The following is a 16004-nucleotide window of genomic DNA, read 5'->3' as shown; positions in this document are numbered from 1 at the left end:
GGCGCACGGCGCGCCGCCGAGAGTGGGTCACGCCAGCCGGATCTCCTCCCCGACCGACTGCTTCCGGGCGGCCGCGACGACGAGGGCCGCCGCGGCGGCGTCCTGGGCCGCCACACCGACCGACTTGTACAGCGTGATCTGCTCACGTGACGTACGGCCGGGCCGGCTGCCGGCAAGGAGTTCGCCCAGCTCGGCATGGACGTGATCTTGCGTGATGACGCCGTCGCGGACCGGCTCCAGCAGGTCGTTGCTGCCCGCGGGGAAGGGCGCCAGCGCCGCCTGCCGCGACTCCACGCACACGAGCGCGTCCGCGATCGTGGCATCGTCGATCTCCCGGCCGGCCGGATTGAAGCCCACCGACGTCACATGCACCCCCGGGGTCAGCCAGGCCCGGCGCACCACGGGGTCGACGGCATGTGTGGTGGCCGCCGCGATGTCCGCACCCGCGAGCGCCTCGGCGTACGTGGCCACCGCCTCGACGGGCAGCCGCAGTTCGGCCGACAGGTCGGCCGCGAGAGCCGCGGCTCTGCCCCGGTCGCGGCCCGCCACCCGGATCTCACGTACCGGCCTGACCCTGCACATCGCCTCGGCATGGGAGCGCGCCTGGACGCCGGTTCCCAGCACCGCCAGCACCGAGGCGTCCTCACGGGCCAGCAGTCGCGCGGAGAGCGCCGAAGCGGCAGCCGTCCGCGCGGCCGTGAGCGCCGTACCGTCCAACAGCGCGGTGGGCTCACCGGTGTCCGGGTCGAAGACGACGATCAGCGCCTGGTGAGTCGGCAACGACGTCCCGGCATTCCCCGGGAACACCGACACCAGCTTGCTCGCCAGCGCCCCGGCCGACGGCACGAAGCCCGGCATCGCGGCCACGAAGCCCTCCCGGTCCGGCACGGTGGCGGCGACGCGGTCCGGGGAGGACGCCCGGCCCGCGCTGAGGTCCGCCATCGCCGACGCCAGGGCGTCGATCAGGGCATCCATGTCGAGCAGCGCCGCCACCTGCGCGCGCCCCAGAACCAGCATTCGCCTGCACCTTCCGATCGAAGCCCCACGGCCGGCCGGGAAACGGAGCGCGGAGCCGCACGACCACGGCCCCGCTTCCGCCTCCCGGTCCGTCGCTGGTCCTGTCCCAGCTCACACCGGCCGACGCCCAGCATGCCCCTACCCGCTCTCCGGTCCACCCCACGCACCTCGCTCGTCCCGGCGGGCCCATCCACCCCACGCGCACCCGGCCTCATGGCGCGGCGTACCCGGCGAGGGCCGGGAGCCGGGCCAGACTGGTGCCCGTGCCGCCTCCTGGAGGGCGGACGTCCCTGTGAGGCGGAAGACGGAAGGACGTGACCCGACCGCCATGCCCACCGATGCCCACCCCGAACCGCTGCGCCTGCTCGTCCTGGGCGCCTCGCTGCGCACCGGATCGACCAACGCCCGCCTGGCCTCGCTCGTCGCGCGCATGCTGTCCGACGCCGGGGCCGACGTGGATCTCGCCACCATGCGGGAATTCGACATGCCCCTGTACGACGGCGACATGGAGACCGCGCACGGCCTGCCGGACGGCGCACTCGCCCTGCGGGAACGGCTCGAACGGTGCGACGCCTTCGTGCTCTCCTCGCCGGAGTACAACGCCTCCGTACCGGGAGTGGTCAAGAACGCCATCGACTGGGTCTCGCGCGTCCGGCCTCAGCCGTTCAAGTCCAAGCACGCCCTGCTCGTCTCCGCCTCCCCTTCCCTGGTCGGCGGCAATCGGGGGCTCTGGGCCCTCAGGGTCCCGTTGGAACACCTCGGTACGCGCGTCTACCCCGACATGTTCAGCCTCCCCGCGGCGCACAAGGGCTTCACCGACGATGGGCAGTTGAGCGACGCGGGGCTGCAGGAGCGCCTCGGGGAAACCGTCACGGCGTTCCTCAGCCTCGTCGAGGCCGACGTCCGCTACGTCTGCCTCCAGCGCCGCTGGTACGAATTCCCCGGCGATCGCACCGAGGCTCCCGTGACGCAGCGGGCAGAGGACTGAGCCGTCGCACGGAGGGGGTCGCTCGGCCCGGTCAGCTCTGGGCGGTCGGCCGGACGACGATCTCGTTCACGTCGACCGTGGAGGGCTGCTCGATCGCGAACGCGATGGCCCGGGCGATCGCCTCGGGCGGGATCGCGAGCCGGTCCCGCAGCTCCGTGATCTGCGCTCGGACCTGCTCGTTCGTTGACGCCTCGGCGAAGTCGGTGGCCACGGCGCCGGGAGAGACCGTGGTCACCCGCAGGGACGCGCCGGCCTCCTGCCGCAGGCCCTCGCAGAGGGCGCGGACCGCGAACTTGGTAGCGGCGTAGACCGCCATGTTCGGCACGATGCGGAACGCGGCCGTGGACGCGGTGGTGACGAAGTGACCGGAGCCCTGCGCACGGAAGACCGGCAGTGCGGCGCCGATCCCGTGCAACACACCCTTGATGTTGACGTCGACCATCCGGTCCCACTCGTCGACGCGCAGATCGTCCAGGGGTGAGATCGTGCCGACCCCGGCGTTGCCGACCAGCACGTCGAGCCGGCCGAACCGCTCGCCGGCCAGGGCGACCAGGGCGTGCAGGTCCTCCCGCCGGGTCACGTCCGTGCGGATCTGTACGGCCGCGCCACCCGCCTGCTGGATCCGGGCCACCACCTCGGCCAGGCGCTCGCTGCGGCGCGCGCCCAGGACGAGCCGTGCGCCTCGCTCGGCGAGCAGCAAGGCGGTCGCCTCGCCGATGCCGCTGCTGGCTCCCGTGATCGCCACTACCTTGCCGTCGATTCCCGCCATGGCTGCCTCTTCCTTCGTGCTCGCGTGCCGTATGCCGGCGCCGGGGGCGGCGAGCCGGTGGCCGGTGACTGCGGCATGTCCCGCGCACCGGCCAAGGCCCGAACTCCCGCCCGGGGGCACCAGTGTGCGCAGGATTCAGCCTGGTATACAGAACGTACTTATTCTGGAATCAGGGATGCCATCCACCATGCCGAAACCGCCGGACCAACGCCGTGAGCTGAGTGTTTTCCTGCGCAGCCGCAGGGAGCGGACAACCCCCGACCAGGTGGGCCTGCCAGTGACCGGGCGGCGCCGGACGCCGGGCCTGCGTCGGGAGGAACTGGCGCTGCTCGCCGGGATCAGCGCCACCTGGTACACATACCTCGAACAGGGCCGGGACATCCGGGTCTCGGAACAGGTGCTCGACGCGCTGGCCACGGCCTTGCGACTCGACCGGCACGAGCGCGGGCATCTCTTCCAGCTCGCCGGCCACGCGCCCGCGGCCGATGCCGCGCAGCCCGCGCCGCTCGCCGCCGAGGTGGCTGCCGTCCCGCTCCTGCTCCAGCCGAACCCCGCGTACATCATCGACGGCACCTACGACGTGCTCAGCCACAACCGGGCGGCCGAGGAGCTGTTCCCGCGCCTCACCGCGGCCGCCGACCGGCCGGCGAACTTCGCCCGCTGGGTATTCCTGGAGCCGGTGGCCCGGGAGGTGCTGGTCGACTGGGAGCCCGAGGCGCGGGGTCTGCTCGCCCGCCTGCGGACGCTGGCCGGCCGCCACCCCGGCGATCCCCGCTGCACCCGGCTGATCGAGGAGCTCACGGCGGGCAGCCCGGAGGTGCGTGCGTGGTGGCCGCAGTACGACGTACAGGTCCGGCGCGGCGGACGGAAGCGGCTGCGGCGCCCGGGCCGGGGAGCGATCGATATCGCGTACACCGCGTTCCACCTCGCCGAGCAGCCGGACCGGACACTGGTGGTCTACTCCGACGAACGGGAATCGGCCAACTGACCACGTAAGGCCGGGACCTGGACCCTGGAGCGGCAGCGGCTTCGCGCTCGTGTCGCGGTCCGGCGATATCGGCCGCCCGTGCGGAAGGTTCTGGGTCAGAATGCAGCCATGACCGAACAATTGCCCACGCCCGCCCGCCCGTTGCTGCGCAGCCCCGAGGACGGCGAACTCGTCGACGTCGCCGGTGTCGCGCATTTCTTCCGGCTCACCGCCGAGCACACCGACGGGCACTTCGCCTTCGAGGAGTTCAGCCTCGCGCCCGGTGTCATAGGCGCCAGACCCCACGTGCACGACGGCCACGACGAGTATTTCTACGTGCTGGAGGGCGAATTGACGCTGCACTCCGGGGACGGCGAGGTGACCGCGGGCCCCGGACATCTGCTCGCCGCCACCCGCGGCACCCCGCACGGCTTCCGGAATGCCGGCCCGACCACCGCGCGGGCCCTGTGCCTCTACACCCCGGCGGGCTACGAGAACTACTTCCGTGAGGTCCACGCCGCCGTCAGCGCGGGCGCGGAGGCGACGGATGAGCTGCTGGCCGAATTCCGTAGCCGTTACCGGACGAGGTCCTACCAGGAGGCGACGGACCCGGTGAGCTGATGAGCTGACGGGCGCCTCGCAGGCTCGGCGCCGGTTCTCCACCCAGGGGAATTGCTGAGAGATTCCCACGGGTTCTCGCCCTCCCGGACGCCGCATTCCGTCCGGCGAAGGTGTGCTCCGGTTATGCGTTGCACAACGACGTGTCAGGGGGCGGTGCGCGGCGTGCGCACCGGTGCGTGCGCCCGCCACGCTCCAAGGGCCGGGGAACGGCGGAGAATTACCCTGAGTGGGATCTTGGAAGCGACCCATACTGGTGGCGCTTCGAGACCGGCCGCAGGGTGGCCGCGTGGGCGTTCAAGGCTTTTGCGCTTGCGTGCGTTCCCGTTCGGCGGCCGGCTCTTGGAGCGGCAAATTCGCCGACCGACAACGGAGAACGGGAGTTCCGCCATGCGCCGCTTCCCCTCATACGCCATTGCCGCAGCCGCCCTGGTCACTGCGCTCGGGGTCACCCCGACCGCGAGTGCGGCGCCCGCAGCGCCCGCCCGCGCGGCCGCTTATCGCTGCAGCCCCGGCTACTTCTGCATCTACAGCGACTGGAACGGCGGCGGAACCCGCTGTCAGTGGTCGCAGTCCAGCAAGGCCAATACGGCCGACGATTGTTCCTTCATCCAGCGCGGGCAGAACGTGCGCTCCGTGTGGAACAACACCGGCCACCGCGTGCAGTACTACACCCAGACCAATTACCACGCGCGCGTCGGCTCCACCCCCTCCGGCGCCGGGGGCAACCTCCAGGGCAGCTACCAGATCCGGTCCTTCAAGCCGCAGTAGAGCGATTCCGGGACGGGAGGCACCGTGCGGCCTAGGCTGGCGCCATGCCGTCACGTAACCCGTCGTCGTTCACAGTGTCCCCCGACGTCGAACTGCCCGTGCCCGCGCCCGGCGAAATCTGGGCGGTCGGTGCCGTCATCCTCAATGCGGACGGGGCGGCATTCGCCCAGAAAAGAAGTCCGAGCCGGCGTCTGTTTCCCGACGCCTGGGACATCGTGGGCGGCCATGTCGAGGCCGGGGAGACGCTGCTGGCGGCTCTCGCCCGGGAGATCGAGGAAGAGACCGGCTGGCACCTCCGCCATGTGCGCCGATGCCTGGGCACCAGCACCTGGACCGGAGATGACGGCGCCGGCCTCCGGCACGAGGCCGACTATCTCGTCGAGGTCGACGGTGACTTGGACCGTCCCGCTCTGGAATGGTCCAAGCACACCGCATACGGCTGGTTCGGCCTCGACAACCTTTCCCGCCTCAAGGAGCATCGCGCGCCGGGGGATTTCTTCATCCATGATCTGCTCGCGGAAGCGATGTCGCAGCGCCCCTGAGCAGCCCGAATACCGTTTTGTGGGCGACCCTGATCGACTGGAGAGGGCCGTCACTGCGTGTTAGCGTGAAGGTATGCGTGACGATTGTTGCGACGGATTTCTGAGGGGGTTCCCGAGGAAATTCGTCAAAGCGTCAACGTAACGACGGAACGCATCAACGTAACGCTGACTCTCAAAGCAGCGACGTCACGCTCATTCACTCATCACTCATTTACGCAAAGGCGCTCACCCGCTTTCCTCAGCGGGTGCGGAGGAGATGGTGGCCATGGCGCGGGCCCCGTTGTTCCACGCGTCGAGGGAAGCACCGCCGGCCGTCGGCCCCTTCAAAGCCAAGGTGGACTGGGACGGTCTGCGTCACCGACTGCACGGTGCGCTGCTGCGGCCGGGAGATCCCGGGTTCGAGGACGCCAGGAAGCTCTTCAATCCGCTCAACGACGATCACATCCCCGCGGCCGTGGCGCAGTGCGAGTCCGCCGAGGACGTGCGCGAAGGAGTGCTGGCGGCCGCGAACCGGGTGCCGCTCGCCGCCCGCAGCGGCGGGCACTCCTACGTGGGCTACTCGGCGCCGCAGCGCGGCCTGGTTCTCGACCTGCGCCGCATGGCGGCGGTGACGGTCCAGGCGGACGGCACCGCGAGCGTCGGGGCGGGCGCCTGTCTGCGGGACGTCTACAGCGGGCTCGGCCAGGCGAACCGGTGTCTGCCCGGCGGCTCCTGCTTCACCGTCGGCATTTCCGGCGTGGCGCTGGGCGGCGGAATCGGCGTACTGCAAAGGAAGTTCGGGCTGACCTGTGATCACCTGGTGTCCGCCGACGTCGTCACCGCGGACGGACGGCTGCTCACGGTGTCCGCCGCGCGTACCCCCGATCTGTTCTGGGCGCTGCGCGGCGGCGGGGGCGGAAATTTCGGCATCGTCACGCGGTTCACCTTCGCAACCGATCCGGCCCCGACGCTGACCGTGTTCGTGATCATCTTCCCGGCAGGTTCGGCGGTCAAGGTGCTGGGCGCGTGGCAGCCCTGGATCAGTGCCGCACCCAACGAGCTGTGGGCCAACTTCAACATGTCGGGCGGCGACCCGCCGAGCTGCCGGGTGGCCGGCTGCTTCGTCGGGCCGAGCAGTACCTGTCACCCCCTGCTGGACGATCTGATCTCGCGCTCCGGGGTCATGCCCGACCGGCGCACGGTCGACGAGCGGGACTACTTCAGGGCCATGCGCTTCTTCTCCGGCAAACCGGACCGTGAGTCGTTCGTCGCGTCGTCGCGGGTGCTGAGCAAACCCGCTCCCGACCCGGGTGCGGTGGTCGCCGTGCTCACCGGCCGCACGGGCATGTCGCTCATCGTCGACGCGCTCGGCGGCGCGGTGGCCGACGTCGGCGTGCAGCAGACGGCCTTTCCACACCGCACCGCCTTTGCCACCGCACAGATCTACGCGACCGCGTCGGCTGCGTCCGAGGCCGAAGTGACGCACAGCGTCGCCGAGGTCGTGGCCGGGCTGGCGAAGCTGGGCATGGGCGGCGGCTACGTGAACTACATCGATCCGGCCCTGCCCGACTGGCCCCGGTCCTACTACGGCCCGAATCTGGAACGGCTGCGTTCGGTCGCGCACGACTACGACCCGGACCGGGTCTTCGACTTCGCGCAGAGCCTGTCGAGGGCGTAGGGGCCCGTTTCGGCCCCTCGTCAGCCCGCCGTAGCGCCGTCGTGAGCACCGGCGGCCTCAACGGTCGTGACTTCTGCGGACATTCACCTCCCCACGGCTTGTGGCCTGAGTCACTCCATGGCTAAGCTCCGGCACGTTTCGGGCACATTTCCTCCGCAAGTTGACTTATTTGGTGAGCCGATCTTCACGATCTGCCCACATCGACGTGAGGTGGCTCGCATGGAACGGCGATCAGCGGCGTCCCCGGCGGACGACTTACCGTCCGGCTTACCCTCCGGCCCGGTGGCCGGTATGCCCTCGGCCCTTGGTCGTATCCGGTGACGCCGTCCGCCGCCGCGGGGGCCGCAGCGTCCGCCGTACCGCTGCCGCACGCCCGCCGTGACGTCCGGCTGTTCTGGTGGGCGGGCACCTGCGACGCGCTGGGCAGTCAGGTGTCCGGGCTCGTACTGCCGTTGCTGCTGCTGAGTCTGGGCTGGTCCCCGGCCGAGGTGGGTGTGGTCGCCGGGCTGTCCGCGGCCGCCACGCTGCTGTTGGGGCCGCTCGCCGCGGTACCCGCCGACCGCGGTGCGCGCAAGAGCGTGATGGTGGGTGCCGCGGTGGTGTCCGCGGCCGCGATGGCCTGCGTCGCGGTGACCGTGGGGCGGGGAACGGTGCTGCCGGCCGTGCTGCTGACCACCGTCCTCGTCGAGCGGTGTGCGACCTCGTGCTACGAGGCGGCCTCGCTCGGGACAGTCGCCCTGGTGAGTCCGCCCGGCGAACACCGGCGCGTGCTGTCCCGATTACAGGCGGGAGAGCGCGGCGCCCTCGTTCTCGGGCCGGCGCTGGGCGGGCTGCTCTTCCACACCGGCCGGTCGCTGCCGTTCCTCGCGGACGCGCTCTCCTACGCCGTCGCGGCGGGCTGCATCCGTGCCATGCACGCGGATCTCGCCCCGGCCGGGCAGCTCAGGCCACCGGACGGCGCCCCGCGCCGCGGACCGCGAGCGCTGGCGGCCGAGGCGGGGGCGGGCGTCGCCGTGATCCGCCGCGATCCCTTCCTGCGGCTGGCGTTCGTCTGGCTGACGGCCGTCAACGCCCTGCTCGTCGCGCTGTATTACACGACGGTCTTCGCGTTGCAGGGCGGTGGCCGGGGCGCGGCGGCGCTGGGGCTGGTGCTCGCGCTTGCCGGCGCGGCCGGCCTCGGTGGCGCGCTGCTCGCGCCCAAGCTGGCCGGCCGGCACGCCGCGGGACGGGTACTGGTGCCGGTGTCGTGGCTGCTGGTGCCGCCCGCCGCCGCCCTGGCGACGGCCCGCGAGGGCTGGCAGTTCGGGCTGCTCTTCGGCCTTCTGTGCGTGCTGACGCCGCTGGCCACCGTGGCCCTGCAGGCCCGGATCATCCAGGTCGTCCCGCCGGCGCTGCAGGCCCGCACCGGCACCGTGCTGGCCACGGCGGCGGGGACCGGTGCGGCTCTGGCGCCGGCCCTCGCCGGGCTGGCCGCCGACCGGGCCGGGGCCGCCGTCACCTTCACCGGCTGCACCCTGCTGCTGGCGGTGCTCGCCCTGTACGCGACCTGCGCGGCGCCGGGTCTCCCCCGCGCCGACGCCGAGGGGGACGCATGACCGCCGGCGACTTCCGGGTCTACCAGCCGGCGCTGCCCGAGGTCTGCCCGCGCGACCCGCAGCGGATGGTCCTGGCCGCGGACGCGGACGGCCGCTGCGAGATCTTCACGTGGCAGGCCGCCACCGGCACCGCACGCCAGGTCACCGACAGCCGCGACGGAACGCTGCACTGCGCCATCGACGCCGACGCCCGGGTGTGGTGGTTCGCGGAGGACCGCAACGGTCGCGGGCTGTGGTACTTCGAGGAGTTCGAGGGCGGCGGGCCCCGGCGCCCCGGCCTGACCGGTCTGCGCCCGGGCCTCCCGCACGGGCTCGCCGTCAGCGACGCCGGGACGGTGGCCATCGGCCTCGGTGACGGCCACGGCACGACCGTCCACATCGGGACGCCGGGCGGCCCGGCGCGGCCGGTGGCGACCGTCGACGGTCCTGCGCTGCTGGCGGGCATCTCGCCCTCGGGCGGGCTGCTGGCGCTGTCCGGGCCGGCCGGTTCCGAGCGCGCAGTCACCCTGCTGACTTGCGCAGGGGCACCCCTCGACCGGCTCTCCGGGCGGCACGGCCGGTTGTGGGCGCTGGGCTTCGCACCGTCGACGGCGGGCACGGAACTGCTGCTCGTACAGGAATGCGGACCGGAGTCCGCGACGCCTCACGAGCAGCAGGACGTGCAGCAGCGCACGGCCGACGACACATTCAACGGCCGCTATCGACTGGCCAGTTGGCGTCCCGGAAGCGGCCTTCAGCCGTACGACTGGTGCTGCTTCGACACCGAGATCACCGGTCGCTGGTATCCCGAGGGGCGTCGGGTCCTCATCCGTCAGGACCGGCACGGGCGCTCCACGCTCGTCGTCGCCGACCTCGACCGGCGCACCCTGACCCCGGTGCCCACGCCGCCGGGCACCGTGCTCGACGCCGCCCCGCATCCGGGCGACGACGTGCACTACCTCTGGACCGACACCGCCACCCCGCCCCGGATGCGCTCCACCGCCGGCACCCGGCTGCCGGCCCTCGCCACGCTGCCCGGTCGCGCGCCCGGCCGGCACGGCGAGCTGTGGACCGACGGCCCGGACGGGCCCGTCCACACCCTGCTCAGCCGGCCGGACCCCGGACCCGGCGGGTGCCCCCCGCTGGTGTTCCTCGTCCACGGCGGACCCGCCGACCACGCCCGCGACGCCTACGACCCGGAGGTGCACTCCCTGGTCGCGTCGGGATTCGCGGTCGCGCGGGTCAACTACCGCGGTTCGACCGGGTACAGCCCCCGCTGGCGGGCCGCTTTCGGCGAGGGCGTCGGGCTGACCCAGGTCGCCGACCTCGTCGCGGTCCGCGCCGATCTGCTGCGCCGCGGCCTGGCCCGCGAGGACGCCATCGGGCTGTGGGGCACCTCCTGGGGCGGCTACCTGGCCCTGCTGGCGCTCGGCACCCGGCCCGGTCTGTGGCAGGCGGGCGTCGCCGTCAAACCGGTCGCGGACTGCGCGGCGGCGCACCGCAGCGGTACCCCCGCGCTGCGCGCCCTGGACGAGCGGCTGTTCGGCGGCACCCCCGACACGGTGCCCGCACGCTACGCGCGGAGCTCGCCGCTCCACTACGCCGCCGAGGTGCGCGCTCCGCTGCTGGTCGTCGCCGCCACGCTGGACGCCAAATGCCCGCCGGGTCAGGTGCGCGGCTATCTCACCGCGCTGCGGGAGGCCGGCGTCGCGCACGAGTCCCTGTGGCTGGAGACCGGCCACGACGGCTACACCGGCGCCCACCACATGACCGTACTGAGCCGCGCCGTGCGGTTCCTGGACCGGCACCTGCGCCGCTCCGGCACGGCCCACCGAGCTCCCCGCCCCTCCGTGGGCGGGGTCTCCGGGGAAACCGGCGCGTCCGGTGTCCCCGGATTGCGAGGCCCGATTCCCGATGCCGTACACCGGCAGAACAGGAGAAGCAGCCATGCAGAAGGACATCATCCACAACGACCCGCTCGCGGGTGACGAGGAGAACCGCAAGCCGGGCATCGGCATCACGGTGACCGTGCCGTTCCGCACCGCGGAGGACACCGAGGAGGAGTGACCTCCCCGGCCGGCCCGGTACGCCACCGGGCCGGCCGGCCGCCCGCCGTCACCCGCCCGACGCCGGCCGGTGACGCGTGGTGGCCGCCCCTTGCCCATCCGCCGCCGTACGAGGAGCCGCCATGCGCGTTCTGCTGGTCAACATGCCCTGGTCCCCGATCGATCTGCCGTCCCTCGCGCTCGGCATCCTCCGGCGGAGCGTCGACGAGCGCACCTCCGGCCACGCCGACGTACTGCACGCCAATCTGGAGTTCACCGACTGGATCACCCGGCGCACCGCGTTCACCGGTGACGACTACCAGTTCTACGCGCTGTCCTCGTACTTCATGGGGTGCGGCGACTGGGTCTTCTCCTCCGCCCTCTACGACAATCCCGAGTGGCGCGTACCGGAGTTCAGCGCGTCGATGCGCGGCAAGCTGAAGGACGCGCGGCTGCGGATGTCGCACGAACTGCACCGGGTGGTACCGGAGTTCGTGCAGGAGATCGCCGAGCGGATCGTCGCGGCCGGTCCCGACGTCGTCGGCTTCACCTCCACCTTCCAGCAGAACACCGCCGCGCTCGCCGCCGCCAAGTACGTCAAACGCCTCGCCCCGCACATCCGGACGGTCATGGGCGGGGCGAACTGCGACGCCGAGCAGGGCGCCGCCGCGCACCGCAACTTCCCGTTCGTGGACTTCGTGGTCCGCGGCGAGGGCGAGGCCGCTTTCCCGCAGCTGCTGACCGCGCTCGACGAGGGCACGGAGCTGTCCGCCGTACCCGGCCTGTGCCACCGCGGCGCCGACGGCTCCAGCATCGCCAACCCGATGAGCACCAGCCCGCTGCCGCCCGTCGCCATCCTGCCGCCCGACTACAGCGGCTACTTCGAGCGGCTGGCGTCGTCCGTCGCCCGCAACTGGGTGGAGCCCAAGCTCGTCGTCGAGGGGGCGCGCGGCTGCTGGTGGGGCGAGAAACACCACTGCACGTTCTGCGGCCTCAACGGCTCCTTCATGCAGTTCCGCAGCAAGAGCCCCGACACCTTCTACAAGGAGATCATGGACCTGGCACGCCGCCACCGGGTGCTGGACATGTACGTCGTCGACAACATCCTCGACATGGGCTACCTCCACACCGTGCTGCCCCGCATCATCGACAGCGGCTACGACCTGCGGATGCACATCGAGATCAAGGCGAACATGCGCCGGCCCCAGCTGCGCACCCTCGCCGAGGCCGGGATGATCTACGTGCAGCCGGGCATCGAGAGCCTGAACAGCCGGGTGCTCGACCTGATGGACAAGGGCGTCAGCGGCTGCCAGAACGTCCGCATGCTCAGGGACGGAGCCGAGACCGGGCTGTCCGTCTCCTGGAACTACCTCCACGGCTTCCCCGGGGAGACCGCCGCCGACTACGAGCCGGTCATCGCGCAGATACCGGCTCTGGAGCACCTCAACCCGCCGGTCGACCTGTCGGCCCGGATCGCGATCGAGCGGTTCAGTCCGTACTTCAACCGGCCCGAGCTGGGGTTCACCGGCCTGCGGCCCGAGGAGCACTACCGCTTCACCTACGACCTGCCGGAGTCCGAACTGCTCGATCTGGCCTACGTCTTCGAGGCTCCCGAGCGCGGCATCGGCGAGCCCACCGTCACCGCCCTCAACGACGCGCTCGGCGCGTGGAAGAAACGCCACGTGGACAGCAGGCTCACGCACGCCGACCTCGGCGACCGCATCGTCCTGGTCAGCCGGCGGCACGCCTTCGACTGGGACATCATGGAACTCAGCCGCCCCACCGACATCGAGACCTTCCGGCTTCTCGACCAGCCGCACACCCCCGCCGCGCTCACCCGCAAGCTCGCGGCGCGCCTGCCGGAGCACGCCCTCGACGCCGCCGCCGTCCACGTCCTCCTCCAGCACTGGGTGACGCTCGGCCTGGTCTTCACCGACAACGGCCAGTACGTCCATCTGGCCCCCGCCGCCGTCAACGAGGATCTGCTGCGCCTCGACTTCATGCGCCACACCCACGCCGCGGCGGCCCCGGCGGACCAGCCGGACGCGGCGGCCCGCCCCGTCGTCGCCCACGCCTGAGCGCCCACCCGGCCCGGAGAGGAGACCCCCATGCCCCCTACCACCACCGCCCCCGCCCGAGGCGCGCTGACACTCAGCGCATGGCGCGACTACGACGAGGACGCCTGCGCACTGCCCGGCATGAGCCTGGGCGCAGTCGAACTGACCGGCCCGCCGGAGAAGTACGCCACCCGGCTGTGGGAGCTCGGGGCGCGCCGCGTCCGGCTCGCCGACCCGGTCGACCTCACCGCGGTGGGCGACCCGGACACCGCCGCGCACGCCGTCCGGCAGCTGTGCCTGGTACGCGATCTGACCGCCCGCGCCGTTCTGGTGGAGTGGCACCTGCGGCTGCCGCCGGAGCCCGACGACGGCTGGCGCGACCTCAGCCACCTGCAGCCGCCCCTCACCCTGACCGGCCCCGCCGACCCGGCGGCCGTCCTGACGCGGTGGCGCGACGAGCACTACCTCTGCAAGTGCCTGTGGCGCCAGGGCCCCGGCTTCGTGCAGATCCGCGACCGCCGCTGGGGCGATCTGCGCCGCTTCACCGCGGACGAGCCCGCCTACCACGAGGCGATCGGCCAACTGGCGTACGGCGCCCCGCCGTCGGCCGTACCGGAGGCGATCGCCGCCGACTTCCTGGAGGAGCGGCTGATCGCCCGCACCGGCCCGCTGCTGTGGTGGCTGCCGTACCGGGTCCATCGCTGGATCCAGGAGGCGATGGCCATCTGAACGGCCGTCAGGAAAGCAACACCGAAGCCGATCGGCCCGGCAGCCGGCGGCTAGCCCCGGCGGTTGTGGGTGCCGGGCGTGTAGCCGTACGCGCGGCGGAAGACGTCGATGAAGGCGCTGGTGGAGGACCAGCCGCAGCGGTGGGCGACGGCGGTGACGGAGAGGTCGTCGGCCAGCATCTTCAGGGCATGGTAGAGGCGCAGTTGGGTGCGCCATTGCGGAAACGTCATGCCGAATTCGGAGCGGAAGAGGCGGCTGAGGGTGCGCTCCCCGGTGTGCGTGCGGGCGCCGAACTCGGCGAGCGTGCCGGGGTCGGCGGGGTCGGTGTGCAGGAGCGCGCAGACGGCGGCGAGGCGCGGGTCGGTGGGCGTGGGCAGCTGCACGGGCTCGTGCGGAGACGCGCGGAGCTGGTCCAGGAGCACCGCGCGCAGCCGGCGGCGCGCGGGGCCCGTGTCCGTGGGGTCGCGGGTGTAGGCGAGGATCAGCTCGCGCAGCAGGGGGCTGACGGCGAGGACGGTGGGCGCGTCGAGGCGCAGCGGGTTGTCGCCGACGGGCAGGCCGAGGGTGTGCAGGTCGAGGTGGCCGTAGGCGCGGTGGGCGTGGACGGTTCCGGCGGGCACCCAGATGGCTCGGGTACCCGGCGCGAACCACGTCCCGGCGTCGGTGGTGACGGCCAGCACGCCGGAACCCGCGTAGACGATCTGGTGGTTGTCGTGGCGGTGCGCGTCGATGCGTTCTCCGGCCGCCAGCGCGAGGGTGTGGGTCGGTGCCGCGGGGGTGTGGCGGATGTTCGGCATACCTTGGCATTTTATCGGAAGCACGACAGCCGGGCGGCCGTGACGATCGAGACATGCCAACGACTCCCCCGCCCGGCCGGGCCGCTCCGCCCGGCCGATCCGACCCGTCCCAGCGAATCCACCAGTCCCGCCGGTCCCACCGGTCTCGCCGGTCCGAGGCGTCCGGTGCACCACGTCCGTCCGGAAGCCCTCTCCTGCTGCTGGCCCTGGGGCACGCCTGTGTGGACGTCTATCAGGGCGCGGTGGCCGCCCTCGTGCCGTTCTTCCTCGCCGAGCGGGCCTACACCTACGCCGCGGCGTCCGGCATCGTCCTCGCCGCCTCGTTGCTCTCCTCGGTGGCCCAGCCGCTGTTCGGCGCGCTCACCGACAAGTGGCCGATGCCGTGGTTGCTGCCGGTGAGCACGCTGGCCGGAGGCGTCGGTGTCGCGCTCAGCGGCGTCAGTGGCTCGTACGCGCTGACGCTGACGGTGGTCGCGGTGTCCGGGATCGGGGTGGCGGCGTACCATCCCGAGTCCGCCCGGATGGCCCGCGTCGCGAGCCGGGGCAGTCACACCGCGATGGGCTGGTTCTCCCTCGGGGGCAATCTCGGCTTCGCCACCGCCCCGCTCGCCGTCTCCGCCGTCGTCGCCACCGGTGGCCTGCACGCCTCACCGCTGCTGATCGTTCCGGCCCTGGTGGGCGCAGCGCTGTGCCTGGCCGCCCTGCGTACGGTCAACGCGCCCACTACGACCGGACGTTCCGCCTCCGCCGCCACCCGCCCGGCGGGCAAGGACGACTGGCCGGCGTTCCTCAGGATGTCCGGGGCCATCGTGTGCCGCTCGATCGTCTTCGTCGGCCTGAGCGCCTTCATCTCCCTCTACGCGCGGCAGCGCACCGGAGGAGGCGAAATCGCCGGCACCGCGGCCCTGTTCGTGCTCTACCTCGGCGGCGCGATCGGCACCGTCGCGGGCGGCCGGCTCGCGACGCGTTACGGCCGCGTCCGGGTGGTGCGCTGGTCGTACGCGCTGACCGTGCCCGCCGTCGCCGGCATCGTGCTGGTCCCCGGGCCGCTGCTGTACCTGTTCGTCGCGCTGACCTCCGCCGGTCTGTACGTACCCTTCTCCCTGCACGTCACCCTCGGACAGGATTACCTGCCCCGGCGCGTCGGCACCGCCAGCGGCGTCACCCTGGGCCTGACGGTCAGCGTCGGCGGCATCGCCAGCCCCCTCATCGGCGCCGCGGCCGACGCGACGTCCCTGCAGACCGCCCTCGCCCCGCTCATCGCGCTGCCCGCCCTGGGCTGGCTGCTGTTGCGCACCCTGCACGAGCCCGCCATGCCCGAGGCCGCGACGTCCGAGGTCTCGATGTCCGAGGCGGCCACGCCGGCAGCTGACCCGGCCGAAGCCGCCGCGTCCGAAGCCGCTGCTCCGGACCCCGCGAGGGCCGTCGCCCGCGCGCCGCACCGCGACACCGCGCGCACCACCGGCACCTGAC

Annotated in this window: 14 protein-coding genes; 11 read left to right on the top strand and 3 right to left on the bottom strand. The window is 72.3% G+C overall.

Features of this window, described 5'->3' with window-relative positions; translation table 11 throughout:
- Positions 1–27: 27 nt before the first annotated feature.
- The gene (locus tag OO62_RS13325; RefSeq protein WP_033267555.1) at positions 28–1017 is read right to left on the bottom strand and encodes an ornithine cyclodeaminase family protein; all 990 of its coding nucleotides are present in this window, start codon (positions 1015–1017) and stop codon (positions 28–30) included.
- 328 nt (positions 1018–1345) lie between these two features.
- Here OO62_RS13325 and OO62_RS13320 point away from each other — a divergent pair, with 328 nt between their 5' ends.
- Complete coding sequence (locus OO62_RS13320) at positions 1346–2005, top strand: NADPH-dependent FMN reductase (RefSeq protein WP_033267554.1); 660 nt, start codon at positions 1346–1348, stop codon at positions 2003–2005.
- Between the two features lie 31 nt (positions 2006–2036).
- On the opposite strand, the gene OO62_RS13315 is transcribed toward OO62_RS13320, so the two are convergent.
- Positions 2037–2774, bottom strand: a complete 738-nt coding sequence (locus tag OO62_RS13315; RefSeq protein WP_033267553.1) for an SDR family oxidoreductase — start codon at positions 2772–2774, stop codon at positions 2037–2039.
- Between the two features lie 187 nt (positions 2775–2961).
- Between OO62_RS13315 and OO62_RS13310 the strand changes: the two genes are divergently transcribed.
- The 9 genes from OO62_RS13310 (at position 2962) to OO62_RS13270 (ending at position 13734) form a co-directional block, all read left to right on the top strand.
- A complete protein-coding gene (locus OO62_RS13310; protein WP_033267552.1) occupies positions 2962–3762 on the top strand; it encodes a helix-turn-helix transcriptional regulator in 801 nt (266 codons plus the stop codon).
- A gap of 108 nt (positions 3763–3870) precedes the next feature.
- On the top strand, positions 3871–4362 hold the full coding sequence (locus tag OO62_RS13305) for a cupin domain-containing protein (protein ID WP_051733099.1): 492 nt from the start codon (positions 3871–3873) through the stop codon (positions 4360–4362).
- Between the two features lie 387 nt (positions 4363–4749).
- Entirely contained in the window at positions 4750–5130 is a 381-nt protein-coding gene (locus OO62_RS13300; RefSeq protein WP_033267551.1) for a peptidase inhibitor family I36 protein, read from the top strand.
- Positions 5131–5174: 44 nt separating this feature from the next.
- Positions 5175–5672 carry an NUDIX hydrolase gene (locus OO62_RS13295; RefSeq protein WP_078617149.1) on the top strand — a complete coding sequence of 166 codons (498 nt, stop codon included), beginning with the start codon at positions 5175–5177 and terminating at the stop codon, positions 5670–5672.
- Between the two features lie 265 nt (positions 5673–5937).
- On the top strand, positions 5938–7329 hold the full coding sequence (locus OO62_RS13290; RefSeq protein WP_248782279.1) for an FAD-binding oxidoreductase: 1392 nt from the start codon (positions 5938–5940) through the stop codon (positions 7327–7329).
- A 317-nt stretch (positions 7330–7646) separates the two neighbouring features.
- On the top strand, positions 7647–8924 hold the full coding sequence (locus OO62_RS13285) for an MFS transporter (protein ID WP_078617148.1): 1278 nt from the start codon (positions 7647–7649) through the stop codon (positions 8922–8924).
- A complete protein-coding gene (locus OO62_RS13280) occupies positions 8921–10891 on the top strand; it encodes a S9 family peptidase (RefSeq protein ID WP_033267549.1) in 1971 nt (656 codons plus the stop codon). The genes OO62_RS13285 and OO62_RS13280 overlap by 4 nt, the downstream gene beginning before the upstream one ends.
- Before the next feature lie 200 nt (positions 10892–11091).
- Complete coding sequence (locus tag OO62_RS13275; protein WP_033267548.1) at positions 11092–13026, top strand: RiPP maturation radical SAM C-methyltransferase; 1935 nt, start codon at positions 11092–11094, stop codon at positions 13024–13026.
- A gap of 30 nt (positions 13027–13056) precedes the next feature.
- The gene (locus OO62_RS13270) at positions 13057–13734 is read left to right on the top strand and encodes a DUF5825 family protein (RefSeq protein ID WP_033267547.1); all 678 of its coding nucleotides are present in this window, start codon (positions 13057–13059) and stop codon (positions 13732–13734) included.
- 50 nt (positions 13735–13784) lie between these two features.
- Here the strand turns inward: OO62_RS13270 and OO62_RS13265 are convergent, their stop codons facing one another.
- The gene (locus tag OO62_RS13265) at positions 13785–14531 is read right to left on the bottom strand and encodes an AraC family transcriptional regulator (protein WP_033267546.1); all 747 of its coding nucleotides are present in this window, start codon (positions 14529–14531) and stop codon (positions 13785–13787) included.
- 221 nt (positions 14532–14752) lie between these two features.
- Here OO62_RS13265 and OO62_RS13260 point away from each other — a divergent pair, with 221 nt between their 5' ends.
- Positions 14753–16003, top strand: a complete 1251-nt coding sequence (locus tag OO62_RS13260) for an MFS transporter (protein ID WP_248782278.1) — start codon at positions 14753–14755, stop codon at positions 16001–16003.
- Position 16004: the final 1 nt, after the last annotated feature.

Origin of the sequence: Streptomyces lydicus, from assembly GCF_000717345.1 — a bacterium.
Lineage (GTDB): Bacteria > Actinomycetota > Actinomycetes > Streptomycetales > Streptomycetaceae > Streptomyces > Streptomyces lydicus.
Note: the sequence above shows the minus strand (reverse complement) of the source record. Positions and strands in the feature narration are given on the sequence as shown.